The 23,164-nt window shown below is 63.7% G+C and carries 23 protein-coding genes and 1 pseudogene; 14 read left to right on the top strand and 10 right to left on the bottom strand.

Annotation, left to right across the window (positions count from 1 at the left end):
• Nucleotides 1–291 precede the first annotated feature (291 nt).
• Both dnaA and rpsT read right to left on the bottom strand, forming a co-directional pair.
• The gene (gene dnaA, locus IVB32_RS38600; protein WP_026233035.1) at nt 292–1,704 is read right to left on the bottom strand and encodes a chromosomal replication initiator protein DnaA; all 1,413 of its coding nucleotides are present in this window, start codon (nt 1,702–1,704) and stop codon (nt 292–294) included.
• A gap of 1,280 nt (nt 1,705–2,984) precedes the next feature.
• Nucleotides 2,985–3,251, bottom strand: a complete 267-nt coding sequence (gene rpsT / locus IVB32_RS38595; RefSeq protein ID WP_007598259.1) for a 30S ribosomal protein S20 — start codon at nt 3,249–3,251, stop codon at nt 2,985–2,987.
• Between the two features lie 420 nt (nt 3,252–3,671).
• Between rpsT and IVB32_RS38590 the strand changes: the two genes are divergently transcribed.
• From IVB32_RS38590 to IVB32_RS38580, 3 genes are all read left to right on the top strand, one after another.
• Nucleotides 3,672–3,989 (top strand): hypothetical protein, encoded by a 318-nt coding sequence (locus IVB32_RS38590; RefSeq protein ID WP_007616084.1) that lies wholly within the window; start codon nt 3,672–3,674, stop codon nt 3,987–3,989.
• Between the two features lie 129 nt (nt 3,990–4,118).
• Nucleotides 4,119–4,775 carry a peptide-methionine (S)-S-oxide reductase MsrA gene (gene msrA / locus IVB32_RS38585; RefSeq protein WP_247413078.1) on the top strand — a complete coding sequence of 219 codons (657 nt, stop codon included), beginning with the start codon at nt 4,119–4,121 and terminating at the stop codon, nt 4,773–4,775.
• 195 nt (nt 4,776–4,970) lie between these two features.
• Entirely contained in the window at nt 4,971–5,714 is a 744-nt protein-coding gene (locus IVB32_RS38580; protein ID WP_018455842.1) for a polysaccharide biosynthesis/export family protein, read from the top strand.
• Between the two features lie 100 nt (nt 5,715–5,814).
• Here IVB32_RS38580 and IVB32_RS38575 read toward each other — a convergent pair whose 3' ends face one another.
• The 4 genes from IVB32_RS38575 to IVB32_RS38560 all read right to left on the bottom strand — a co-directional run bounded on the left by IVB32_RS38575 (nt 5,815) and on the right by IVB32_RS38560 (nt 8,469).
• Entirely contained in the window at nt 5,815–6,297 is a 483-nt protein-coding gene (locus IVB32_RS38575) for a hypothetical protein (protein ID WP_026233038.1), read from the bottom strand.
• A gap of 136 nt (nt 6,298–6,433) precedes the next feature.
• Nucleotides 6,434–7,108 (bottom strand): dienelactone hydrolase family protein, encoded by a 675-nt coding sequence (locus tag IVB32_RS38570; protein ID WP_247370530.1) that lies wholly within the window; start codon nt 7,106–7,108, stop codon nt 6,434–6,436.
• 240 nt (nt 7,109–7,348) lie between these two features.
• The gene (locus IVB32_RS38565; RefSeq protein WP_026233039.1) at nt 7,349–7,684 is read right to left on the bottom strand and encodes a hypothetical protein; all 336 of its coding nucleotides are present in this window, start codon (nt 7,682–7,684) and stop codon (nt 7,349–7,351) included.
• Nucleotides 7,685–7,704: 20 nt separating this feature from the next.
• Nucleotides 7,705–8,469: an alpha/beta fold hydrolase gene (locus IVB32_RS38560; RefSeq protein WP_018455846.1), complete on the bottom strand. Its 765-nt coding sequence runs from the start codon at nt 8,467–8,469 to the stop codon at nt 7,705–7,707.
• A 304-nt stretch (nt 8,470–8,773) separates the two neighbouring features.
• On the opposite strand from IVB32_RS38560, the gene IVB32_RS38555 reads away from it, so the two are divergent.
• From IVB32_RS38555 to IVB32_RS38545, 3 genes are all read left to right on the top strand, one after another.
• Nucleotides 8,774–9,265: a (2Fe-2S)-binding protein gene (locus tag IVB32_RS38555; protein ID WP_007616069.1), complete on the top strand. Its 492-nt coding sequence runs from the start codon at nt 8,774–8,776 to the stop codon at nt 9,263–9,265.
• The gene (locus IVB32_RS38550; RefSeq protein ID WP_247370528.1) at nt 9,262–11,544 is read left to right on the top strand and encodes a molybdopterin cofactor-binding domain-containing protein; all 2,283 of its coding nucleotides are present in this window, start codon (nt 9,262–9,264) and stop codon (nt 11,542–11,544) included. Before IVB32_RS38555 ends, IVB32_RS38550 begins: the two co-directional genes overlap by 4 nt.
• A 264-nt stretch (nt 11,545–11,808) precedes the next feature.
• Nucleotides 11,809–12,903 (top strand): HD domain-containing phosphohydrolase, encoded by a 1,095-nt coding sequence (locus IVB32_RS38545; RefSeq protein ID WP_085349734.1) that lies wholly within the window; start codon nt 11,809–11,811, stop codon nt 12,901–12,903.
• Nucleotides 12,904–12,956: 53 nt separating this feature from the next.
• On the opposite strand, the gene IVB32_RS38540 is transcribed toward IVB32_RS38545, so the two are convergent.
• Together IVB32_RS38540 and IVB32_RS38535 are read right to left on the bottom strand one after the other, a co-directional pair.
• On the bottom strand, nt 12,957–14,537 hold the full coding sequence (locus tag IVB32_RS38540) for an AMP-binding protein (protein ID WP_018455850.1): 1,581 nt from the start codon (nt 14,535–14,537) through the stop codon (nt 12,957–12,959).
• A 107-nt stretch (nt 14,538–14,644) separates the two neighbouring features.
• On the bottom strand, nt 14,645–15,064 hold the full coding sequence (locus IVB32_RS38535) for a VOC family protein (RefSeq protein ID WP_018455851.1): 420 nt from the start codon (nt 15,062–15,064) through the stop codon (nt 14,645–14,647).
• Between the two features lie 125 nt (nt 15,065–15,189).
• Between IVB32_RS38535 and IVB32_RS38530 the strand changes: the two genes are divergently transcribed.
• Together IVB32_RS38530 and IVB32_RS38525 are read left to right on the top strand one after the other, a co-directional pair.
• The gene (locus tag IVB32_RS38530; RefSeq protein WP_018455852.1) at nt 15,190–16,164 is read left to right on the top strand and encodes a tripartite tricarboxylate transporter substrate binding protein; all 975 of its coding nucleotides are present in this window, start codon (nt 15,190–15,192) and stop codon (nt 16,162–16,164) included.
• A gap of 146 nt (nt 16,165–16,310) precedes the next feature.
• A complete protein-coding gene (locus tag IVB32_RS38525; protein ID WP_083926408.1) occupies nt 16,311–16,589 on the top strand; it encodes a DUF3551 domain-containing protein in 279 nt (92 codons plus the stop codon).
• 72 nt (nt 16,590–16,661) lie between these two features.
• On the opposite strand, the pseudogene IVB32_RS38520 reads toward IVB32_RS38525, so the two are convergent.
• Nucleotides 16,662–17,910 (bottom strand): annotated as a pseudogene (locus IVB32_RS38520) (serine protease).
• A gap of 199 nt (nt 17,911–18,109) precedes the next feature.
• On the opposite strand from IVB32_RS38520, the gene IVB32_RS38515 reads away from it, so the two are divergent.
• The 6 genes from IVB32_RS38515 (at nt 18,110) to IVB32_RS38490 (ending at nt 21,841) form a co-directional block, all read left to right on the top strand.
• On the top strand, nt 18,110–18,727 hold the full coding sequence (locus IVB32_RS38515) for a hypothetical protein (protein WP_018455854.1): 618 nt from the start codon (nt 18,110–18,112) through the stop codon (nt 18,725–18,727).
• Nucleotides 18,714–19,088: a transcriptional regulator gene (locus IVB32_RS38510; RefSeq protein WP_007616058.1), complete on the top strand. Its 375-nt coding sequence runs from the start codon at nt 18,714–18,716 to the stop codon at nt 19,086–19,088. Before IVB32_RS38515 ends, IVB32_RS38510 begins: the two co-directional genes overlap by 14 nt.
• 31 nt (nt 19,089–19,119) lie before the next feature.
• Nucleotides 19,120–19,860 (top strand): di-trans,poly-cis-decaprenylcistransferase, encoded by a 741-nt coding sequence (locus tag IVB32_RS38505; RefSeq protein ID WP_018455855.1) that lies wholly within the window; start codon nt 19,120–19,122, stop codon nt 19,858–19,860.
• Between the two features lie 121 nt (nt 19,861–19,981).
• A complete protein-coding gene (locus tag IVB32_RS38500; RefSeq protein WP_085385541.1) occupies nt 19,982–20,509 on the top strand; it encodes a GNAT family protein in 528 nt (175 codons plus the stop codon).
• A gap of 111 nt (nt 20,510–20,620) precedes the next feature.
• Nucleotides 20,621–21,307, top strand: a complete 687-nt coding sequence (locus IVB32_RS38495; protein WP_018455857.1) for a DNA-3-methyladenine glycosylase I — start codon at nt 20,621–20,623, stop codon at nt 21,305–21,307.
• Nucleotides 21,308–21,547: 240 nt separating this feature from the next.
• On the top strand, nt 21,548–21,841 hold the full coding sequence (locus IVB32_RS38490; protein WP_007598221.1) for a hypothetical protein: 294 nt from the start codon (nt 21,548–21,550) through the stop codon (nt 21,839–21,841).
• A 115-nt stretch (nt 21,842–21,956) separates the two neighbouring features.
• On the opposite strand, the gene dinB is transcribed toward IVB32_RS38490, so the two are convergent.
• On the bottom strand, nt 21,957–23,060 hold the full coding sequence (dinB, locus tag IVB32_RS38485; RefSeq protein ID WP_018455858.1) for a DNA polymerase IV: 1,104 nt from the start codon (nt 23,058–23,060) through the stop codon (nt 21,957–21,959).
• Nucleotides 23,061–23,164 lie beyond the last annotated feature (104 nt).

The following is a 23,164-nucleotide window of genomic DNA, read 5'->3' as shown; positions in this document are numbered from 1 at the left end:
CGGATCATCCAGCCGATATGACCAAAGCCGTCAGGGTCGCGCAAAGTGGCGCGGATGGCCCCCGGATTCAAGGGATTGCGGGCAGTTCCCCACGATTTACCTATGTTTCCGCAACGCGCTGAACGCCTCGCCGGCCAGGGACGTCTCTGCGCCCGTCACGGCCGGGCTTGTCCCGGCCATCCACGTCTGGGTTCGCGGTCCTAAGAACGTGGATGCCCGGGACAGGCCCGGGCATGACGACCTCCGATGCAGCTTGGATGTGGTCGCACCCGCGCAGAAGCAAATAGGCGTTTATTCCTGAAGCTGGCGCTTGAGCGATTCGACCTCGTCCGACAGCGCCGTGTCCTTGGAAACCAGGGCCTCGATCTTGCGCACGGCGTGCAGCACCGTGGTGTGGTCGCGCCCACCGAAGCGGCGGCCGATCTCGGGGAGCGATCGCAAGGTCAGCGTCTTGGCGAGATACATCGCCACCTGGCGCGGACGGACCACGTTGGCGGTCCGGCGCGAGGACAGGAGATCGGAGCGGCTGACATTATACTGCCGTGCCACCACGCGCTGGATGTCCTCGATCTTGATCCGCTTCGGTTCCTGCGGCCGGATCAGGTCGCGCACCTCGTGCTCCGCCATCTCCAGCGTCACCGGCCGATTGTTGAGCTTCGAATGCGCGAGCAGGCGGTTGATCGCGCCTTCGAGATCCCGGCCGTTATGGGTGATGGCGCGGGCCAGATAGGTCAGCACCTCCTCCGGCACCTCGAAGGTCGCATGATGGGCGCGGGCGGCTGCGACGCGCGACTTGAGAATACCGTGCCGCAGCTCCTCGCCGAGCGAGGCCATCTCGACCACGAGGCCGCCGGCCAGCCGCGAGCGCACGCGGTCGTCGAGGCTTTCGAGGTCGGACGGCGGACGGTCGGCCGCGATCACGACCTGGCGGCCGGCATCGATCAGCGCGTTCAGCGTGTGGCAGAACTCGGCCTGGGTCGACTTGCCCTGCAGGAACTGGAGATCGTCGATCACGAGCACGTCGATGCCGCGCAACGCTTCCTTGAAGGCGAGCGCCGTCTGCGTCTTCAGCGCGGCGACGAAGCCGTACATGAATTTCTCGGCGGTGAGATAAAGCACCTTGCGCTCGTTGCCGGAATTGCCGGCCCAGGTCACCGCCTGCAAGAGATGCGTCTTGCCGAGGCCGACACCCGCATGGATGTAGAGCGGATTGAACATGACGGGATCGCCGCGACGACCCTCGGCGACCTGACGCGCAGCCGCATGCGCCAGCGTGTTGGAACGGCCGACGACGAAGCTCGCAAACGTCAGGCGCGGATCGAGCGGCGAGCCGCCGAGTGCATCATGATTGGCCGAGACCGGCGCGGTCGCGGTCGAGCGCAGCTCCGGCGCAGGCGAGCGGCGCGTTTCGACCGGCGCGGGCGCTTCCTTCTGCTGCACCACGGGGCGCACGGCCGAGCGCACGGTGAGATCGATGCGATGCACTTCCGGCATCTCGGCCTGCCAGCACGACAGCACGCGCTCGGCATAATGGGCCTGGATCCAGCTCTTCAGGAAGCGGGTTGGCACCGACAGACGCACGCTCTCGTCCTGGACGCCTTCCAGATCCATGCGCGCGAACCAGCTCGTATAGACGTCCTCGCCTACGTTCGAGCGCAGCCGACTCTTCACGCGTGACCAGCGATCCTGTTCCGGGGTTGTCATCATTTGAGAACTTTTCTTGAGAGATAAGGTTGCGTGGTGAGCGCCATGCTGAGTTCCTGCCAGGGATACCTGCTCAGGGATATTTGCGATGGCGGGACCTCAAGCGATTTCACCTGCAGGCATGGCTCGACCGTTCGGCGGAAACGCCGCGTCCGATCAGCAATGTCTAGAGATGGAGGGGTCGCGAGGTCAGCGCGTACTCGGCGCTCCGTTACACGCGGGAGGCTTGATGTCCGACGGATCTAAAACGGCATCGCTGGAAGTCGAAATGCTGGAAGTCGAAATGTGTTTCAATACCGCGTTGAGTTCGTAAGACATGATACCTCCCCGTCCTGCCGTGATTGCTCACGACAAGGTCCTGCGTGTCCAAACGACACCCGCTTCGTAGTCGGATGCCTGCCCGTGTACTCGTCGTCCGCTCGGCTTCGCCATCATGCCTGTCGGGGCAGCTTTCAAGATGTCTCTTAAGCGCGAGAGAAAGATCCCGCTTGGAGACATTCAGACAAAGAGCTACCGTTCCCACATTGCTGTGGGTTTTGATCCGACAATCGCTTGTTGAAGCGTCGCCTACGTGCACACCGCCGCCGATTTGCACGCTCGCCCCGTTTCCGATACCGCGCTGGTCTCAAGATCGTGGGCGCCGCTGACGTCTTAAGGAATACACTATGCGGAAAGACTCGCAACGGAATTGATTCACACTTGAGGCATCAAAAATCTTGATCTGCGTTAACGCCACGCGGCACTTGTGCACAGGCTTCAGAGCAAGTTTTTGGATTCGTGCACAGAATCGAAGATGCCGCGTCCGATGTGACAATTCTCCGCCACCGCCAAAAATTTTTTACAAAAGCGTCACGCGCGCGACGCGCGGGTGAATTTTCCAAATGCTTGGCCTCACTATGTCGATAAGTTGTTAGCGAGCCATCGTTTTTTGAGTCTCGTTTCACAGGGTAACTCCATCGCGTGACGCGATCCGGGGAAACTACGGTGTGCAGAACTCGCAAGCCCGCGAATTCAACTTGCGCCCGCCTCGCAGGGGCTTTTTGCACCGCGGTGCAAGTTTCCGCTGTTGCAAAACCATTCGCAGGTAAAACTACGGACGCGTCATGGTGCAAGCGCCGCAATCCTCCGATCGAAGGTCGTTCGACGCGTGACTGCTTGCGTGAATATGACGGGCAACAAAAAAGCCCGGCGTGAGGCCGGGCTATTTGACGCGTGTGATGTGCGATGTGATCGCCCGATCGAACGACTCGATCGGACGGCGTGCCAGAACGCTCGCGAGTTTACTTGGCGAGCTTGGCGATCTGCGCGGTGAGCCGCGAGACTTTGCGGCTGGCATTGTTCTTGTGAATGATGTTTCGCTGCGCGGCGCGCATCAAGGCGGGCTCGGCATTCGCCAGCGCCGTCACGGCAGCGGCGCGGTCGCCGGTCTTGATCGCTTCTTCGACGTTACGTACGGCACCGCGCATCTGGGTGCGGCGCGACTTGTTGACAGCGGTGCGGCGGGCGATCTTGCGCGTCGCTTTCTTGGCGGAAGTGGTATTGGCCATGGTCTCAATGTCCTTTGCGGGTACCGGTCGCGTCTTCGTCGGGTAGCGCCGGCTTGCTTGACCGCGTAATCGACGCTCGGAATTAGGGTGTTCGGTTGCTAGGCTGTTCCCGGAACATGAGCGACGGCCTTGCGGCTGCCTCTGAGGCCCAAGGAGCCTCTCAGCCCAAGAAGCCTCTAAGCCCAAAGAGCCTGCATCTGCTCAAAGAACAGCGGCGGCAGGATTGCGCCCGCCGCCAGTTGGCGCCCTTATAGAGAGGGTCTTCGGCACCGTCAACGCTTTCCCGGGCTGCAAAAGCAGCCCCTCAGAGCCGGGATGAGTGCCGTAACGCCCTGAAGAGGTTGAATTTCTGCCGTCTCCCTTGTATTGGCTGGCGGCGTTCCGAGGGTCGTCCGATCGGACGACTATATAGGGTGAGGCATGATCCGCGGCTTTTTCCGACTGATTGGGCTGTTGCTGCTCGCCGGCGGGTTCATCTTCATGGTCTATGATGGCGCCCGCTGGGTGGCCGACCAGACCCTGCGGTTCACCCGCTTCGGCCAGTTCTGGAACGACATCAATCAGGCCAGCCAGACGGCATTCCGGACCTGGGTTGAGGCCAAGGCGCCCTGGCTGTGGACCTCGGTGATCCGCCTGGTGCTGGATCAGCCGGTTTTCGCCGTCCTCGGCATTCTCGGCATCCTCCTGATGATCCTGTTCCGCCCGCGCAAGCCGTTGATCGGCTATTCCCGGGATTGAGCTTTCGAGCATGCCGCGCTGTAACAGGGCTGCCGCTCCGTGCGTAAAGACCTATATTCCCACCTGATCGCGAGCACGCCGCCTGAGTAATTAGCCCAGGCGATGCACGGCTCGTTCGGAGATCCGTCCATGGTGTTCATGCGCAAGACCACCGCATTGCCGAGCGCCGCGGAAGCGCTGCCGGGCCGTGCGCAAGCCATTCCGACCGCGACCACCCATTTCGTCAACGGCGCGAAGTTGCAGCCGCCTTATCCCGCCGGTCTCGAGCAGGCGGTGTTCGGGCTCGGCTGCTTCTGGGGCGCCGAGCGCAAGTTTTGGGAGCTCGGCGACGGCGTTTACACGACTGCTGTCGGCTATGCCGGCGGCCACACGCCGAACCCGACCTATGAAGAGACCTGCTCGGGCCGCACCGGTCACACCGAAGTGGTGCTGGTCGTGTTCGATCCCACCAAGGTGTCGTACGAGAAGCTATTGAAGACGTTCTGGGAGAGCCACAACCCGACGCAGGGCATGCGTCAGGGCAACGACGTCGGCACGCAGTACCGGAGCGCGATCTACACCTATTCAGACGCGCAGAAGAAAGCGGCCGATCAATCGAAGACGCTCTATCAGAAGGCGCTTGCTGCAAAAGGTCTCGGCACCATCACCACCGAGATCGCACCCGCCGGCGAATTCTACTTTGCCGAGGACTATCATCAGCAATATCTGGCCAAGAATCCCGCCGGCTATTGCGGCCTGGGCGGCACCGGCGTGTCCTGCCCGATCGGCGTCGGTGTGAGCGCGTAAGCTGGTCCCTCGTCATGGCCGGGCTTGTCCCGGCCATCCACGATATTTCGTGCGGCACCAAGAACGTGGATGCCCGGGAAGAGCCCGGGCATGACGGAGTGTTTGGTACCATTGCCAAGCCACCCGCCCCCTCAACGCTTTATTAACCATAACCGGTGCATCACTGGATCTGTCTCGTTTCGAGGGATAAGTCCGGTGCCGGTTGCACGCGCGTTTCGATGGTCGATCTCGGCAGCATCCCTGGCAGCGTCCGCCGCGCTGACCCTTGGCGGCTGCATGCAAACCGCTGGTCCCGTCGCCTATGTGCAGCCGCGCGCCGATCTCGATTCGATGGTCTATGGCCAGCCGTACAACGCGCCGCAGCCCGCCGTCGTCGGCAGTGGCGGCGGTGCCATCGCAGCACTCAGCAATTCCTTTGCCTCGCCTGCGCCCATGCCGGTCGGTTATGCCGCGCCGATGGCGGCGCCTGTTCGCTACGATGCCTCCTATCATCTCGACGCCGGCGACAAGCTGCGCGTGGTTGTCTACGGCCAGGAAGGTCTCACCAACAGCTACGCAATCGACGCCGGCGGCTCCATCACCATGCCGCTGATCGGCGGCGTGCCGGCACGCGGCCGCACCCCCGCGGGTCTTGCCGGCGAGATCGCCGCAAGGCTGCGCAACGGCTACATTCGCGAGCCCTCGGTCGCCGTCGAGATCGAGGCCTATCGTCCGTTCTTCATTCTCGGCGAAGTCTCCGCGCCCGGCCAGTATCCTTACGTGCCGAACATGACGGTCGAAAGCGCCGTCGCGATCGCCGGCGGCTTCTCGCCCCGCGCCAAGCGCGACGTGGTCACCGTCACGCACACCGAAGCCGGCGGCGCCATGCGCGCCGTGGTGCCGCTCGGCACCCCCTTGAGCCCCGGCGACACCGTGTTTGTCGGCGAGCGCTGGTTCTAGAGCGTTTTCGAGCGAAGTGGATACCGGTTCGCGTAAAGAAAACGCGTCAGAAAAGAATCTAGAGCCTCGGTTCTGATGCAATCAGAACCGAAGCTCTAGCTCACCGCCTGAAATCCAGACGCCCGTTCGGAAAACATCCGTCGATCCTGGTGGCGTCGACCACCAGTCCAACCCATGGCCGTGTGATCGCCGGGTTGGTCAGGTTGATATATTTCCCGACCAGGCGACCCGCGCGATCACGCGCCGTATCGATCAGCCCGTGCCGGCGGCCATGGTCCCAGTCGAAGCGGAGGAAAATGCGCTCGCCTGCGACCCGCACCTCCGCGCGTCCTTCTTTCCAGGCTTGCGGCGTATCGCCGGCAATGGTCGGATCTGCGCCGCCATTCCAGCGGCTGGCCCAGATGCCGTCGAGCGGGTCTGACTGTGCCGCGATAATTGCCCATGCCGCCGCGTTGACGTCAGCCGCATCGCCGGCAAGCGCGGCGGTTGCGGCATAGTCCATGACGTCGCGATCATCAGGCGCGGGCACGTCCATGGTGCCGAACGGATTGCGGATGACGATGTTCGTATTGGCCTGCTGCATCATGATCTCCCGGCGCGAATTGGCTTGATCAGCCAGCTCTATCGCCGGGCAGCAGGATGCAGCCACCCGATTCCTGCTCGTCATCCGGGGCGCGCGAAGCGCGAGCCCGGAATGACAGCGAAGACAGCCGCGCGCGCTACGATTTCAAATGCTTCGCGAAAAATTCCATGCTGCGCGGCCAGGCGATGTCGGCGCTGGCCTTGTCGTAGCTCGTCCGCTCGTCGCAATGGAAGCCGTGCTGCGCGCCCGGATAGACGAAGACCTCCACGTCCGGCCGCTTCGTCTTGATGGTCTCGACGTCGGTCAGGGGAATGCCGGCATCCTTCTCGCCAAAGTGCAGCTGTGTCGGAACTTTTGGTGTCTCGTCGGCATAGCGCACGACGGCGCCGCCGTAATAGCCGATCGCGGCCTTCAGGCCCGACAGCCGCGTCGCCGCGACGAAGGCGATGCTGCCGCCCAGGCAAAAGCCGATGATGCCGACCGGGCCGACGCTCTTCACCGCATCGATCGCCGCCTGCGTGTCGCGCAGCATCGCGTCCCAGTCCGGACTGGCGACGAACTTGCGCGCTTCCGCGATCTCGTCGGGCGAGTAGCCGGACTGGAAGCCCGGCGAGGTCCGGTCGAAGATCGACGGCGCGATCGCGACATGGCCTTCCCCGGCGAGGCGATCGCAGACCGAGCGGATGTGATGGTTGACCCCAAAAATCTCCTGGATCACCACCACCGCGCCCTTCGCCGTGCCGGCGGGGTCAGCGCGATAGGCACTGAGCTGGAATTTGTCGGAGGCCGTCAGCTTGATGTCCTGTCGCACGCGGGTTGTCCTTTTGGTTAGTCTTCGATTGCGGGTTCCGCTCGTTCCACAAACTCGTCATGCCCGGGCGTAGCCGTCCGAAGGACGGCGTCGCTTCCGCTCGCCTATGTCCCGGGCATCCACGTTCTTGGTGCGGTAGGAAAGATCGTGGATGGCCGGGACAAGCCCGGCCGTGACGATGTGGCAGCTCCAACGCATGATGGCGCAGAGACGATTGCTCTGCGTCATGAAAAGCCACTCTCACTCCCACATCCAGTTCTCGCCATAATCCTCCTTCCAGCCCGCCAGCCGTCCGTGGCGGAATTGCAGGAACAGGCGGTGACGGGTGGGGATCAGTCTGCTGCCGCCGATGTTGCGAAGGGCGAGATAGATCTCGTTGCCGGGGCGTCCCCGCACATATTGCAGCGGTTGCCCCAGCGCCCGCGCAGTCTGGTCGGCATCCATGCCGAAAGCGAGCGGCGTGTTGTTCGACAAGGTCGCGACGAAGGGCAGGCGGGGCAATGTCCCGCCGAGTTGCTCGGCTTGCGCGGATGCTGACAGCAACACCGCGCCCGCAGCCAATATAGCTCGCTTCATCGCCACTGTTCCTGTCCGACCTATTCCGGCAAGTTCTTCAGGAAAGGCAGCACCGCGTCAACAAAAGCCTGTGGCTGGTCGATGTTGACGGCGTGTCCGGCGGCGGGGATCACGACTTTTTGTGCGCCGGGAATTTTCGCGGCCATGTAGTCCGAGGCAGCTAGGAACGGCGTGTCGTCGGCGCCGACCACGATCAGGCTGGGCACCTTGATCTCCGGCAGCAGCTCGATCACCTTCGCATCGCGCTGGGTCAGCATGCCGCGTGCGGCGAGCGCCAATCCCCTGGCATCGCGATGGCTCGCGGTGGCGCGCTCGCGCGTTGCCGCCTTCAGCACGTCGAGCCCTTCGCGATCGAATTTGTCGGCAGTGGCGAGCGCGCGCGCATTCCAGGCCTCGCGTGCATCGTCCTTCTTGAAGCCGGGGCCGGTGTCGATGATCAGCAGCGCGCGGACGCGCTTTGGATGCGCGCGAGCGAAGGCAAGCGACATGTAGCCGCCGAGCGAGAGCCCGCCAATGATGGCGCGCTCCGTGCCGACCACATCGAGGATCGCGGCGATGTCGCCGACGGTGAGTGCTTCGCTGTAAGCGGCGGGATCGTCGGGATAGTCGGACTGGCCGTGACCGCGCATGTCCCACAAGATCAGCTTGTGATCCCGGGCAAGTGCCTCGACCTGCCCATGCCACATTGCCGAAGTCGATGAGTAGCCGTGGGTGAGCAGCAGCGGCCAGCCCTCGCCATGAACCTCGTAATGGATTCCAACGCCGTCCCGATCGATCTTAGGCATTGCATCCACCTTATTATCTTGTCTTCCCCCATCTTAACGCGCCGGGTTACTCGGAGGAAACTGCCTGAATGCGATGGCCTGCCTGCTTGGCGTGCACTCTGTTGCGTTCAGCCGCTGCATCACCGCTGTTCTCGCAACGCACAAGATGCGCGCGCCTCGTTTGTTTCGATCGATTCCAAATTGCATTTGCCTCCGCGCCTGAACGCGATCATTCTTGCGATCAAGGCTGGCGCCGGCCCGGTGGGCGTCCGCTACTCAAGTTGCCGCCGTAAGCGGCTTCATGCACCGGCAGGGGAAGACGCCTATGCCAACTCTCACCATCAACGGGCGGAGTCTGTCCGTGGATGCGGCGAACGACACGCCGCTCCTCTGGGCGATCCGCGAGCAATTGCAGATGACCGGCACCAAATTCGGCTGCGGTGCCGGCCTGTGCGGGGCCTGCACCGTGCACGTCAACGGTGAAGCCGTGCGTTCGTGCCAGACCATGGTCGGCGATGTCGCCGGCAAGAAGATCACCACCATCGAAGGCCTCGCCGCCAAGGGCGACCATCCCTTGCAGAAGGCATGGATCGCCGAACAGGTGCCGCAATGCGGCTACTGTCAGTCCGGTCAGATCATGCAGGCGGCCTCGCTGCTGGCGAAGAATCCCAACCCGACCAAGGAAGAGGTCGTGGCGCATATGGACGGCAATCTTTGCCGTTGCATGACCTATTCGCGGATCCAGAAGGCAATCATGCGCGCCGCAACCGAGATGCGCACCGCATCCGCCTCCGGCAACGAGCGGAGGCCCACATGAACAAGCACGTGAACAACGTTGCGCCCGAGGCGACCGATCTCAGCCGCCGCTCCTTCCTGGTCGGCACAGCGGCCGCCGGCCTCGTGCTCGGCTATGCCGGCGTGCCCGGCATCGGTGAGGCGCTTGCGGCGCCTTCGAACTTCGAGCCGAGCGTTTGGTACGCGATCGCGCCCGATGGTCTCGTCACCGTCACCTGCGGCAAGGCCGACATGGGCCAGCACATCGCCTCCACCATGGCGCAGATCGTGGCCGAAGAGCTGGGCGCGAAGTGGAGCGACATGCGCGTACAGCTTGCCTCCAACGATCCGAAGTTCAACGATCCCGTGTTGGGCGCTCAGATCACCGGCGGCAGCTGGTCGACCATGATGAACTTCGAGGCCATGAGCCGCGCCGGCGCTGCCGGGCGGATGGCGTTGACAGAAGGCGCGGCCGCCGCGATGGGCGTGCCGGCGTCGGAGCTCGTGGTGCGCGATTCCATGATCTCGCACCCGAAGTCGAAGAAGGCGATGTCCTTCGCCGATGTCGTCAAGAGCGGCAAGGCGACAAAAACCTTCACGCCGGACGAGCTGAAGGCGATCAAGCTGAAGACGCCGGATCAATACACCATGATCGGCGTGTCGGTGCCGCAGCTCGACATTCCCTCCAAGACCAACGGCACGGCCAAATACGGCATCGACGTGATGCTGCTAGGCATGGCCTATGGCGCGGTCGTGACGCCGCCCGTGCGCTTCGGCGCCACGGTGAAATCGGTCGACGACAGTGCCGCCAAGAAAGTGCCGGGCTTCATCAAGGCCGTCACCCTCGACGACAAGACCGGAACGACCTCGGGCTGGGTCGTCGCGGTCGCCGGCACATATGCCAACGCCAAGAAGGCGGCGCAGGCGCTCAAGATCGCCTATGACGGCGGTCCAAACGCGAAGGTGTCGAGCCAGTCGCTGCTCGACGAGGCCATGCGGCTTCAGAAGCAGGAGGATTCCGGCCAGTTCTTCGTCAAGGACGGCGATCCCGCGGCGGCGTTCGGCACGGCGGCCAAGGTGCTGGAGGCGGAGTACACCACCAGCATCAATATCCATGCGCCGATGGAGCCGATGAACGCCACTGCGGAGTTCAAGGGCGAGATCCTGCACATCTATTCCGGCAACCAGTTCGCAACGCGCTCCGGCGCGATCGCGGCGGGTGCGGCCGGGATCGATCCGAAGTTCGTGGTCATGCATCAGATGTGGCTCGGCGGCGGCTTTGGCCGCAGGCTCGATGCCGACATGATGATTCCGGCGGTGCAGGCGGCGAAGGCCATCGGCAAGCCGGTAAAGGTGATCTACACGCGCGAGAACGACATGACGATGGATTTCTCGCGTCCGCTCACCTATCAAAAAGTAAAGGCGGGCGTGGACGGCGACGGTAAGCTCGTCGCGCTCAGCCACGACGTGGTTTCGGCGTGGCCAACGGCGCGCTGGGGAATCCCTGATTTCCTGACGCCGTCGGTGGACAAGAAGGGTCCGCTCGACTCCTTCACGGTGAACGGGGCCGACTTCTTCTACACCGTGCCCAACCATCATGTGCGCGCGATCAAGAACGAGATGGCGCACAACGCCACGCCGTCCGGCCAGCTCCGCTCGGTCGCGCCGGGTTGGACCTTCTGGGCGGTCGAGAGCATGATCGACGAGATCGCGGCGGCGGCGGGCAAGGACCCCGCGCAGTTCCGCATCTCGCTGCTCGACGGCGCCGGAAAGAACGACGGCGGCGCGCAGCGGCTGCGCAACACGCTGCTCGCCGCGATGGGCCTTGCCGGCTACGGCAGCAGGAAGCTGCCGAAAGGTGAGGGCATGGGCGTGGCCTGCGTCTCCTCGCAGGAACGCGCGACCGCGAGCTGGACGGCCTGCGTCGCTCACGTCGCCGTGGCGCCATCGGGCGAAGTGACCGTGAAGAAGCTCACGGTCGCCACCGATGTCGGCACGCAGGTGCATCCCGACAACATCCGCGCCCAGGTCGAGGGTGCGGCGCTGTGGGGCCTGTCACTGGCGATGTACGAGAAGGCGACGCTGAAGGACGGTGGCATCGAACAGACCAATTTCGACAGCTACACGCCCTTGCGCATGAGCCAGGTGCCGGAGGTCGCGATCGCCGTGATCGCCAATGGCGAAAAGGCCACTGGCGTCGGCGAACCCGCGGTGACAGTGATCGCACCCGCGATCGGCAATGCCATCTTCAACGCCTCGGGCGCCCGCGTCCGGGCCCTGCCGATCACGGCCGAAGCCGTGAAGGGCGCGATGAAGGCGTAAGGCTGGTTGCGATTGTTGACCTGACATGATCCGCCGGGGGCAGCCCCCGGCGGATTCGTCGTTAAAAAAGCCCCGTGTTTGCAACCACATCTCTACTGTGCATGGGGTTGTTTTCGAGGTTTTTGATTGGAACCGCCGGGGACGCGAATTCCGTAAAATTGTCCCAGATTCCGCAGGGTTCCATTGAGCACGCCTCTTAAGGGCCGGAGAACCTGATCCGGCTTAGGCTTTTGCCCGAAACACGCCCGTGCTCTTGGGGAAGCCATGAACGCCTCAGCCAAACCCGCCGCCAAACGCCGGCTTCTGCTCGCCTCCGACCGGAGCGACGAGAGCACCGAGCTCGCCAGCATTCTCAAGGCGGTCGGCGACGTTGCCACGGTAACGACGCAGGAGCTCCCCGAGCAGCCCTCGCGCGATCTCTCCGGCCTCGTGGTCGACATCAATCTGCGCTCGCCCGACAGCGTGCAGCGGGTGCGCAACAAGCTGCGCGGCGACGCCTATCGCGCCATGCCTCGTCTGTTCGTGCTTGCGGACGCCCTGCATCACGGCACCATGCAGGCTTGGGCGCTGGGCGCCACCGACACCATCTCGCGGCCGCTTCAGCCTGAGGACATCCTGCAGCGCATCCGTGCCGCCTTCCCCGACACCGCCGTCTATGACGCGACCGATCGTGGCAAGACGCTCAATCGCGGCGTCGAGGCCGCGCACGCGGTGCTGAAGAAGATGTTCGAGAAGCTGCCGCTCGGCGTGCCCCTGACCTTCGACGACGTCATCGCCGCCGAGAGCAAGATCCTGAAGGCGATCAAGCACTCCTCGCTGCGCGAGTGGCTCACCACGGTGGGCTGCCACCATGTCGGCAGCTACCGGCATTGCCTGTTCGTGACCGGATTTGCGGTCTCCTTCGCCCAGCACCTCGGCATGCGCGAGGACGACCAGCGCCGGCTGACCCGTGCCGCGCTGCTGCACGATGTCGGCAAGGCCTTCGTTCCCTCCGCGCTGCTCGACAAGCCCGGCAAGCTCACCGACGAGGAGATGGCTGAAGTCCGCCAGCATCCGCGCCGCGGCTATGACGCGCTCGCGGCTCAAGGCGGCTTCCCGCCGGAGATGCTGGACGTCGTGCTGCATCACCACGAATTCCTCGACGGCTCCGGCTATCCCAACAATCTCTCGTCGAACCAGATCAGCGATATCGTGCGGGTCACAACCATCGTCGACATCTACGCGGCACTCGTGGAGAAGCGCGCCTATCGCATGCCTTTCACCCACTCGCGCGCGTTTGCGATGATGGAAGGCATGGGCGGCAAGCTGGACCAGCAGCTGTTGCAAGCGTTCCGCCCGGTGGCGCTGGGGTCGTTCTGAACTCCGGTGTCGTCCTGGCGAAAGCCAGGACGACGTTGTGGTAATCGCTCGTGCTACCCCACCATCTTCCTCAGCTCCGCCTTCGCCACCTTCTCCAGCGTCGAGCGCGGCATGTCGTCGACGAAGCGGATCTCGCGCGGCATCTTGAAGTCGGCGAGGCCGGCGCGGCAGGCGGCCATCACGGCGTCGTGCAGATCAGGCCGGGCACCGGCGACGCCACCCTGCGGGATGATGAAGACGACCGGCACCTCGTCCAGCATTGGATGCGTCTTCGCCACCACGGCGGCCTCGCGCACGCCGGGGACCAGTGCGACCACCTGCTCGATCTCCGACGCGGCGACGTTCTCGCCGCCGACCTTCAGCATGTCCTTGCTGCGGTCTGCGAAGCGAATGTAGCCGTTCTCCAGCCGCCCCACGCGGTCACCGGTGAGAAAGAAGCCGTGCTCGTCGAAGCTCTCGCGCGTCGCCTTTTCGTTGTGCAGATATGCGGCGAACAGCGACAGGCCGACAATGCCCTTGATCGAGAGATTTCCGGTGCCGTCGATTTCGGTCGGCCGCCCGTCGTCGTCGGTGATGCGGATTTCATATTCCGGCGCGGCGCGGCCGATCGACATCGGGATGTTGGGCTGGTCGATCTCGCCGACGATGCCGTGGGTGATGGTCTCGGTCATGCCCCACCAGCCGATGATCTTGACGCCGAAGGCGGCGAAGGCCGGCGGCTCGTTGATCGCGGTGCCCCACAGACGGAATTTGTGATCGCTCGGGATCTCCTGCTCGAGCAGCGCCTTCATGCAGAACGGGATCGTCGAGGTCCAGGTCGAGCCGTGCTCGCGCGCAGCGCCCCAGAACCGGCTGGCGGAAAAGCGCGGCTGGATCACGCAGGTGGCGCCGACCCATAGCGTCGCCAGCATCGAATAGGCCAGCGCGTTGGTGTGGAACAGCGGCAGATAGGCCTGATGCACGTCGCTTGCGTGCAGGTCTTCGTGCGCGGCGTTGATCTTGGCGCCCCACAGCGCGTTGGCGTGGGTCCACAGCACCGCCTTGGGGCGCGATGTCGTGCCCGAGGTGTATTGCACGCTGCACGGCGCGAGCGGATCGATCGCGCGCCTGGGACGGTCGGCGCTATCGGCGAACAGCTCCTCAAAGCTGTCGCCGCGTGAGACCGGGTTCCCGGGCGGCGCGCCCGCATCGTGCGAAGTCACCGCCATCCAGCGGATGTTGCGGCAATTCTGCGCGACGATCTCGGCATAGGCCGGCTGTGTGATCGCGGCGACCGCGCCGCAATGATCGGCAAAATAGTCGAGTTCGGCCGGCGCCGAGCGCGTGTTGGTGGTCACCGCGATGGCGCCGAGTTCGACACAGGCGAACCAGGCCAGCAGCGCCTCGATGCAATTGTCGAGGTGAATGAGCACATATTCGCCCGGCTTCACGCCGCGCTTCGTCAGTCCCGCCGCGAGCGCGCCGACCCGCTCGTGAAACTCGCCATAGCTCCAGCGCCGCGCAGGCGCGTCGAACGGCGCCCAGATCAGGAACGGATGTGAGCTGCGCACGTCAGCCCGCATCTTCAGCAGCCAAGGCACATCGAGCCCGTCGAATGGGCCGACGATTCCGGCGGCGGCTTGCGAAGTCGGCATATGTCCTCCCGTGCAGCCTGCATCTTGCCGGCGGCCGCGTTTTGATGATTGCGTCTTCCTGCTCTCTCAGCCCTCATGCGACGGTGCGTGGGGCAGGCGGCTTGGCCTTACCGGCCGCCGTCCTCGTATGACGAAATCTCGATCAGGCTGCCATCCGGATCCCTGCAATAGACCGAGCGCAGCGTGCCGCGGGCGCCCTGCTTGGGAACCGGGCCCTCTTCGATCGCAACGCCATGTGCCTTCAAATGCGCCACCACCTCGTCGGGGCTGGCGGAGGTGAGGAAGCACAGATCCTCGCTGCCGGCGGTCTGGTGGTCCGCGGTGAACCACTCCACCTTGTCGGCATCGCGCGGCCGGACGTTGATCTTCTGGTTACCGAATTGTAGCGACGTCCGCGGCGCTTTGCCGCCGCCGGGGTCGAATACCTTGACTTCCATGCCGAGAATCTTGCCGTACCACTCGGCGGTCACTGCGACGTTCGCGACGTTGATCACGAGATGATCGAGGGCTTCGACCTTGACCGCCATGCCTTATCCTTTCGTCGTGATGCACCCCGTGTACTTTGCGCCTGCGGCAAGCTTTGTTACAACCGCGCCGACGCCATTTTCAAGCTATCTGGCTTCAAGAACAACACGTTGGGAGAACCCTTGAGATGATCACACGCCGTACCGCGCTGAGCCTGCTCGCCGCCAGTCCGCTTGCAGCCAGCCCGCTGTCGAAGGCCCTTGCCGCCGATTACCCGACCCATCCGGTGAAATGGGTGGTCGGCTATCCGCCGGGCGGAGCCACCGACATCCTGGCGCGCCTGATCGGCCAGCGGTTGTCGGAGAAGTTCGGCCAGCAATTCGTGATCGAAAACAAGCCGGGTGCCGGCAACAATATCGCCACCGAATCGGTCGTCAACGCCGAACCCGACGGCTACACGCTGCAACTGGTCAATCCGGCCAACTTCATCAACGCCTCGCTCTACACCAACCTGAAATTCAACTTCGTGCGCGATATCGCGCCGGTCGCCTCGTTCCAGCGCGTGCCGAACGTGATGACCGTCAACAAGGACGTGCCGGCCAAGACCGTCGCCGAGTTCATCGAATACGTGAAGGCCAACCCCGGCAAGGTCAACATGGCCTCCTCGGGCAACGGCACCTCGGTGCATCTGTCCGGCGAGATGTTCATGGCGCTGACGGGCTGCAAGATGCAGCACGTGCCCTATCGCGGCGCCGCACCCGCGATCACCGACATGCTCGGCGGCCAGGTGCAGGTGATCTTCGACAACATGCCCTCGATCATCCAGCACATCCGCTCCGGCTCGCTCCGCGCCATCGGCGTCACCACGGCGGAGCGCTCGCCGCAGCTGCCCGACGTGCCGGCGATCGGCGAGACCGTGAAGGGCTACGAGGCGAGCGCGCTGTTCGGCATGGGGGCGCCGAAGAACACGCCCAAGGAGATCATCGCCAAGCTCAACAGCGAGATCAACACGCTGATAAAGGAGCCGGACATGGCCAAGCGCCTGGTCGAACTCGGCGGCGAGCCGCGGGCGCAGACGCCCGAGGCGTTCGGCGACGAGATCAAGGCCGAGACCGAGAAATGGAAGAAGGTGGTCGAGTTCGCCGGCCTGAAGGTCGAGTAGCGATCTTGTGATGTCCGGGAATGGAGCCCTGCCGTTCGGCAGGGCTTTTTTCTTGGATGCCGTGCCATTGAGCTGGAATAAAGCGGCTTCGTGAAACCTGATGGGTATATGGCGCGTATGATGCGCTGTGAGGAGAGGAGTAGATCATGCGTAAGACGCAATTGGTGCTGGTGGCACTCGGCGTGACAGCCCTTGCCGGCTTCGCGACGGTTACGCCGGCAGCGGCGCGCGACTATCCTTGGTGTGCCCAGGGCGGTGAGTATGATTATCCGGGGGAATGCTCCTACAGCAGCTATGAACAATGCCAAGCCAGCGTGTCCGGCCGGCTGCTGTACTGCGATCGCAATCCCCGCTTTGCCTACAGCCAGGTTTCTCCGGCGCAACCGCGATCGCACCGGCGGCCGCGCCCCGTCGCGCCGTACTAGCGAGCTGGCTGACTTCAGCCCGGTTGGAGCGCCTCGTATAGGCTCGACGCCTCCAGCCGGCCCGCGTTGCCGCTACCGCTTCGCGTCGGCCTGCTCGATTCCGTTGCACGAGATCAGCATCGTGTAGGGCCGCGCATTGCCCGCGATGTCTGTGGTCTTGATCTCGCCTTTCGGTTCGGCAGTCTGGTAAGGCACCACGGAGTTTGTCGAGGAAGTCGCGCAACGCGCCGGTCTTGATCGCGAAGTTGATGTTTTCGGGGATGTTGCCGGTCGCAGCGGCCATCCGTAATCCGTCCAGCTTTCCCGTAACGACGCCAACGATCTGCCCGGTGGTGTCGAACAGCGGGCCGCCGCTATTGCCGGGCTGCACCGGCGCACTGATTTGCAGGAAACGCGAATCGTTGCGCATGCCGCTGAGCGAGCTGACGATGCCGGTCGTGACGGTGAAGTCCGAAGTCAGCAGCCCATGGAAGGGAAAGCCGATCGCGACGACGGAATCGCCGGAGCGGATCGAGCGGTCGCGGATCCGGGCGAACTCCTTGAACATGGTCGTCGACGGCGCCTGCAGCAAGGCGAGGTCGTTGTTGGCGTCGCTCGACACCACGCGCAAAACCATTCCGGCTTCGCCCGTGAGATTGCCCTTGATGTCGCCGACGCAGCCATTGATCACATGGTTATTGGTGACGACGTGTCCGCTGGCACTCACGACGAACCCGGTGCCGCTCTTGGCTCTGGCAGGTTTGCTGCCGTTGGCTGGCGGTCCCTGCTTGTCCGGCGCTGGCTGCGGCTTGGCGGCGATCTTGGTGAAGTCGCCGGCCTTGTCGAGCCCGTCGGCTTTCACCTTGGTGACGCAATTGGCCAGTGCCGCAATCACGGGCCCGGCCGAGGTCAGGTCGAAATTCAGCACGGTGCGGCCGCTCGTCGCGACCATCAGGCTTGCCTTCTGAAACGTTCGTACCACGTTGGCAGGCATGACGGAGCTGAGCATGTTCGTCTGGTTGGCCGTGGCGAACAATCTGGCTTGCTCCTGTCCGTCAAAGATGACGTCGATCGCGGCATTCTCGCCCTGCTTGAAGCGGTAGCTGGGACTGGCAAAGCTCAAGATCCACGAGCCCCCAGCATTCTGGCCGACGACGAGAATGACGCCGTTGGCATAAGGCGCCGTCGCGGCACAATGCGAGAAGGCTCCCGTTTCGTCATTGCTGAACGCGCCGCCGACCCAGTTGCCGATTTTGACGCTGCCGAATGGGCCGGCTGCCTGTGCTGCGGTGACGACGCTCACCTGCAATAATGACGCAACGATGAATGGCTTAAGCCACATACTCTCCCCCCAGCGCGTTCGCGCGCATCTTATCCGCGGGAGGACGTCTCGCGCAACCGGCAGTTGTCTGTTGAGGACGGATCCTCTCGGGCGACCTTCGGGACTTGCCTTTACTTTGCAATCCGATATACTTTGCGGTACAAAGTAACAGACGGATAGACCCGGCAGGGATAGGCGGAGCGAGGTTTTGGCGTTGCCAATGCGCGATCTCGACAAGGCACTGGCCGACATCGTGGCGATCCGCAGCCAGATTGCGGCAGGCACGGCATTTCGCGGTTACGGCCCGGCGACGATGGCCGCGACCGGCGCGGTCGCGCTTCTCACCGCGATCCTGGAATTCTGGCTGCTTGGTGATGCCACCAGCGAACCGCTCGGCTTCTTCTTCGGCTGGTTCATTGCCGCCGCGCTCTCCGGCCTGATCATCGGCATCGAGATGCGCGCGCGTTCGCGCCGCCATCATTCGGGCCTCGCTGATGCCATGATCCACCAGGCCGTCGAGCAATTCCTGCCCGCTGGCGTTGCCGGTGTGCTGCTTGCGGTGGTGATGTGGAAGTTCGCGGGCGAAACGCTGTGGCTGCTGCCGGGCCTGTGGCAGATCCTGGTGTCGCTCGGCATTTTTGCCTCCGTCCGTTCGCTGCCGCGCACCGTGGCGCTCGCCGGCGCCTGGTATTTCATATCCGGCTTTGCGGTGGTGGTGCTCGCGAGCCAGACCCATACGCTGTCGCCATGGACCATGGGCCTGCCCTTCGTGATCGGGCAATCGGTGATGGCGGGCATTCTGTATTTCGCATCGGGAGACCATGATGTCGAAGATTGACAGCGCACCCTTCTCTTATGAAGGACTGGACCGCGTGATCCACGAGAAGGCGAGGCTCGGACTTCTGACCTCGCTGATGGCGCATCCGAAAGGTCTGGCGTTCGCCGATCTCAAGCAGCTCTGCGGCCTCACCGACGGCAATCTCAGCCGGCATCTCGCCGTGCTCCAGGAAGCCGGCCTCGTCGAGGTGACCAAGGGCTATGAGGGCAATCGCCCGCACACGACCTGCCGCCTGACCAAGGCCGGCCGCCGCCGCTTCCTCGACTATCTCGCCGTGCTCGAACGCCTGGTGCGCGACGCAGCCAAGGCTGCCGGCCGCGAGGCGGCGCCGCTCGGCCGTCTCGGTATCGTCTCGACCTGATCCTCCCCCTTTTTTGACCGGAGACTTTGCAATGCAAAGTGACCTTGTGTCCCGCAACGACAAGCTTCACGTCGGCATCATCATGGATGGCAACGGCAGATGGGCGACGCGGCGCGGCCTGTCGCGCGTGCGCGGCCATGAGGCCGGCGTCGAGGCGATCCGCCGCATCGTCGAGGCCGCGCCCAAGCAGGGCATCGGCACGCTGACGCTCTACGCCTTCTCGACCGACAATTGGCGAAGGCCGAAGGCCGAGGTCGCCGCGCTGATGACGCTTCTGAGATTCTACCTCGGCAACGAGGTGCAGAGCCTGGTCAAGAACGGCGTGCGCCTCACCGTGATCGGCCGGCGAGACCGCCTGCCCGACGGTATCGCCAATGCGATCGCGCGCGCGGAAGACGCCACCGCGCACGGTGGCACGCTTCATCTGCGCATCGCCGTCGACTATTCCGCCCGCGACGCCATCCTCAACGCGGCGGCGAAGGCGGCGGCGCTGACGAGTCTCACCCGCGAGGCGTTCTCGCAGCTCGTCACCGGCGAGGCCGGTTTGCGCGACGTCGACCTCATCATCCGCACCTCGGGTGAGAAACGGCTGTCGGACTTCCTGCTCTGGGAAGGTGCCTATGCCGAGCTGCACTTCACCGAGCGGATGTGGCCCGAATTCGACGCAGGCGATCTCGCTGCGGCCCTGGCCTCCTTCCACGGCCGCGAGCGTCGCTTCGGCGGCCTCCAGGCGATCGTGCCGGAGGAGGTGCCTTCACTCTCTCGCGTGTGACGCCCGGCACCGAGCAACGAACTGTTCGTTTTCGGCCGCAAGATTGGCAGCACCGTCCAAGCGGTAAGCGCGCGGTCTCGGCTAGGTGTGCATTCGATGCAACCTGCCGAGAGCCGCGCGCATGTCACAGCCGTTGCTGGATGCCATTGTCGAGTCAGCCGAAGGCAACGCCACGCTTCGTATCAGGCCGGCCAGCGCGTCCGATGTCGAGATCCTCTCGATCTATTTCACGAGCCTCTCCACGACATCGCGCAACAAGCGCTTCATGGGCGCGCGGGCGGACTTTGCAATGATCGCGGCCGAATGCGTCGCCAAGACCAGCAATCCCGGTCATTTCACCCTGCTCGCCGAGATCAGGCACGAAGGGCAGGGCACGATCATCGGCGAAACCAGATACGCCTACGATGCGGCTGCACGGCATGGTGATTTCGCCATCTCTGTTGCCGATGGCTTTCAGCGCCAGGGCGTCGGCCTCCAGATGATGACGGCGATGGAGAGGCACGCGAGCGATCTCGGTCACGAGATGATTGCAGCCGAGACCGCGCGCGTGAACGCCGAGATGCGCGGTCTTGCGAAGAAAGCGGGGTTCGAGGACACCGGTCTCGGAGACTGGCAGTCGGTCCATCTCGCGAAGCGTCTGTCGCGATAACCGGGCTTGCCGCGAACCGAGCAAGCGCGACCGAAGTCGGCGGACGTGGCGGAGCTGGACCCGAGCGTCGAATTCTGGTGTCGTGGCACACCCTCAATCGCGTGTCTCCCAATGACCTCCTTCAAGACCATTCGTGCGCGCGCCGAAAAACGCAAGGGCGGGCCCAAGGCGCTCGAAAAGCTGATGCCGGAAAAGCCCGACCTGAAGGGCCTCGCCAAACGCGGCGACGACCGCATCCTCGCAGAGATGACGAAGCGTGTGTTTTGCGCGGGCTTTGCCTGGAGCGTGATCGAGACGAAATGGGACGGGTTTGAAGACGCCTTCCTGCGTTTCCAACCGGCCAAGCTCACCTTCCAGCCGGAGGATTATTGGGAGGACCTGCTGCGCGACGCGCGCATCGTGCGCAACGGTGCCAAGATCATGTCGGTGCGCGACAACGCGGCCTTCGTCCAGGAGATCGCAAGAGAGCACGGCAGCTTCGGCAGGTTTCTGACGAAGTGGCCGCCGTCCGACCAGATCGGCCTGCTCGAGCTTCTAAGCAAGCGCGGCAGCCGTTTGGGTGGCAATACCGGCCAGATGCTGCTGCGGTTCGTCGGCTGGGACGGCTTTGTGACGTCCAGGGACGTCGTGGCCTGCCTGCGCGATGCCGGTCTCGACATTGCCGAAGAGGTCAAGTCGAAGGGCGATCTCGCCAAGGTGCAGGCGCAGTTCAACGCCTGGGCCGAGGAGACCGGGTTGTCCTACACATATCTGTCACGCATCTGCGCGCTCTCTGTTGGCGAGAACAGAAGCGAGTAACGAATTCGGCTCTTGAAATCAGCTCTTAGAATTTGGCTCTTGGGATGTTGAATCATGTGCATCCTGTGGCGATCTGGTGCCGCAAGCGCGGCAGACGCGACGCGCGATCACGAAATGCATTTCTCCGGAACATTTGTGCGTAGCACCTGTTCGGAAGATTGGGCCAGGCGAACATCAGCGCAGGGAACGCCCGCTCTGGCTCAGCTCAGTGAAACCGACGTGACAGAAACGGAGCAGCTCATGAAGCTCACATCCGAACAGGTGAAGCAGACCGTCAACCAGCTCGGCGCTCAAGTGCTGCCCGACGAGCATCCCGCGATGCCGCAGCTCAACAGCATGTTCGGCGAGCACACTTTCTTCGTCGATGAGACGGGGCTGAAGGTCGTCGAGCCCACGGCGCCGCCCGGCACCGAGCGTCAGAGCGGCGAAGTCGTCAGCCTCGCCGATTGGGGCGATTCCGAGCTGACCCGCCTGATGGCACACGAGCCCGAACCGACGGGCGTGATCGTCGTGTTCGAGCACGTGAGGCATTGATCGGGCCCAGCGGATCGTCCTTCGGCGGCGAGTCTGAAAACCCGCCACCGTAGATTCGCGTTGCGAGCGCGCTCGACGTGGCTCTCTGCGTCCGCCGAAAGCCCGTCGGTTTGGTTCAGATGCCGAGAGTCAGCTGCGGCGGCTCCGCATCGTCCCCGGCCTGGAGGGAAGACAGCGAGACCCCCAGCAGCCTGACGCTCTTGGGCAGCGGAATCTCGACTTCGAGCAGGCCGCAAGCCAGCCGCTCAAGATCGTCCCGGCCTGCAACCGGCGAAAGAGCGGACCTGCTGCGCGTGATGATCTCGAAGTCGGCAAACTTGATCTTCAAGGTGACGGTGCGGCCACGGCTGCCCGTCGCCTCGCAATGGCGCCACACCTTGTCGACGAGCGGCTTGAGCTCGGCGACCAGCGCGTCGAATTCGGTGAGATCGCTTGAGAACGTGGTCTCCGCGCCGATGGACTTGCGGACCCGGTTGGCCCGGACCGGCCGTTCGTCGACACCGCGCGAAATCCAGTAGTAATAGGCGCCCGACTTGCCGAAATTCGCATTCATGAACTCCAGCGTCTGACGACGAATATCGAGACCGGTGAACATGCCGAGCGCGTTCATCTTCGCACCCGTGGCCGGGCCTATCCCATGGAACTTTCCGACCGGCAGGGTCTCGACGAAGGCGGGTCCCATCTCCGGTGAAATCACGAACTGACCGTTGGGCTTGCGATGATCGGAGGCGAGCTTGGCCAGGAACTTGTTGTAGGAGATGCCGGCCGAAGCGTTGAGGCCCGTCTCGGCCTTGATCCTCTCGCGGATCCTGAGCGCAACATCACGCGCCAGCGGGATGCCCTGCAGGTTTTCCGTCACGTCGAGATAGGCCTCGTCGAGCGACAACGGCTCGATGATGGGGGTATGCTCCGCGAAGATGTCGCGGATCTGCCTAGAGATCGCCTTGTAGACCTCGAAGCGCGGCTTGACGAAGATCAGATCGGGACATTGTCGCTTCGCCGTCACGGATGGCATGGCAGAGCGAACGCCGAACTCGCGGGCCTCATAACTGGCGGCCGCGACGACGCCACGTTCCGCGGAGCCTCCGACGGCGACTGGCTTTCCGCGCAGCTCCGGATGATCGCGTTGTTCCACGGACGCGTAGAAGGCATCCATGTCGATATGGATGATCTTGCGGACGGGCGAAGCTTCGCCGGTCGCCGTGTCGGATTCGCTCATGGCAAGATGATACAATCGAGCGATGAGAAGCGCGAGGTGGGTGTGGTTCAGCGCTCGAGACAGGCTGGCCGCCGCTCCGGGATGTCCCACTTCATCAAAAAACA

The organism is Bradyrhizobium sp. 23, from assembly GCF_023073295.1.
In the GTDB taxonomy this organism is placed as follows: Bacteria; Pseudomonadota; Alphaproteobacteria; order Rhizobiales; family Xanthobacteraceae; genus Bradyrhizobium; species Bradyrhizobium canariense_D.
Note: the sequence above shows the minus strand (reverse complement) of the source record. Positions and strands in the feature narration are given on the sequence as shown.

Bases quoted from the DNA above. Each gene is read 5' to 3' on its own strand.
- IVB32_RS38590 (WP_007616084.1), top strand. From the start codon at position 3,672: ATGATCCGCGGCTTTTTCCGACTGATTGGGCTGTTGCTGCTCGCCGGC.
- IVB32_RS38555 (WP_007616069.1), top strand. From the start codon at position 8,774: ATGCCAACTCTCACCATCAACGGGCGGAGTCTGTCCGTGGATGCGGCG.
- IVB32_RS38540 (WP_018455850.1), bottom strand. From the start codon at position 14,537: ATGCCGACTTCGCAAGCCGCCGCCGGAATCGTCGGCCCATTCGACGGG.
- IVB32_RS38560 (WP_018455846.1), bottom strand. From the start codon at position 8,469: ATGCCTAAGATCGATCGGGACGGCGTTGGAATCCATTACGAGGTTCAT.
- IVB32_RS38530 (WP_018455852.1), top strand. From the start codon at position 15,190: ATGATCACACGCCGTACCGCGCTGAGCCTGCTCGCCGCCAGTCCGCTT.
- rpsT (WP_007598259.1), bottom strand. From the start codon at position 3,251: ATGGCCAATACCACTTCCGCCAAGAAAGCGACGCGCAAGATCGCCCGC.
- IVB32_RS38490 (WP_007598221.1), top strand. From the start codon at position 21,548: ATGAAGCTCACATCCGAACAGGTGAAGCAGACCGTCAACCAGCTCGGC.
- IVB32_RS38535 (WP_018455851.1), bottom strand. From the start codon at position 15,064: ATGGCGGTCAAGGTCGAAGCCCTCGATCATCTCGTGATCAACGTCGCG.
- IVB32_RS38550 (WP_247370528.1), top strand. From the start codon at position 9,262: ATGAACAAGCACGTGAACAACGTTGCGCCCGAGGCGACCGATCTCAGC.
- dnaA (WP_026233035.1), bottom strand. From the start codon at position 1,704: ATGACAACCCCGGAACAGGATCGCTGGTCACGCGTGAAGAGTCGGCTG.
- IVB32_RS38515 (WP_018455854.1), top strand. From the start codon at position 18,110: ATGCGCGATCTCGACAAGGCACTGGCCGACATCGTGGCGATCCGCAGC.
- IVB32_RS38510 (WP_007616058.1), top strand. From the start codon at position 18,714: ATGTCGAAGATTGACAGCGCACCCTTCTCTTATGAAGGACTGGACCGC.
- IVB32_RS38505 (WP_018455855.1), top strand. From the start codon at position 19,120: ATGCAAAGTGACCTTGTGTCCCGCAACGACAAGCTTCACGTCGGCATC.
- IVB32_RS38495 (WP_018455857.1), top strand. From the start codon at position 20,621: ATGACCTCCTTCAAGACCATTCGTGCGCGCGCCGAAAAACGCAAGGGC.
- IVB32_RS38565 (WP_026233039.1), bottom strand. From the start codon at position 7,684: ATGAAGCGAGCTATATTGGCTGCGGGCGCGGTGTTGCTGTCAGCATCC.
- msrA (WP_247413078.1), top strand. From the start codon at position 4,119: ATGGTGTTCATGCGCAAGACCACCGCATTGCCGAGCGCCGCGGAAGCG.
- IVB32_RS38545 (WP_085349734.1), top strand. From the start codon at position 11,809: ATGAACGCCTCAGCCAAACCCGCCGCCAAACGCCGGCTTCTGCTCGCC.
- IVB32_RS38500 (WP_085385541.1), top strand. From the start codon at position 19,982: ATGTCACAGCCGTTGCTGGATGCCATTGTCGAGTCAGCCGAAGGCAAC.
- IVB32_RS38525 (WP_083926408.1), top strand. From the start codon at position 16,311: ATGCGTAAGACGCAATTGGTGCTGGTGGCACTCGGCGTGACAGCCCTT.
- dinB (WP_018455858.1), bottom strand. From the start codon at position 23,060: ATGAGCGAATCCGACACGGCGACCGGCGAAGCTTCGCCCGTCCGCAAG.
- IVB32_RS38575 (WP_026233038.1), bottom strand. From the start codon at position 6,297: ATGCAGCAGGCCAATACGAACATCGTCATCCGCAATCCGTTCGGCACC.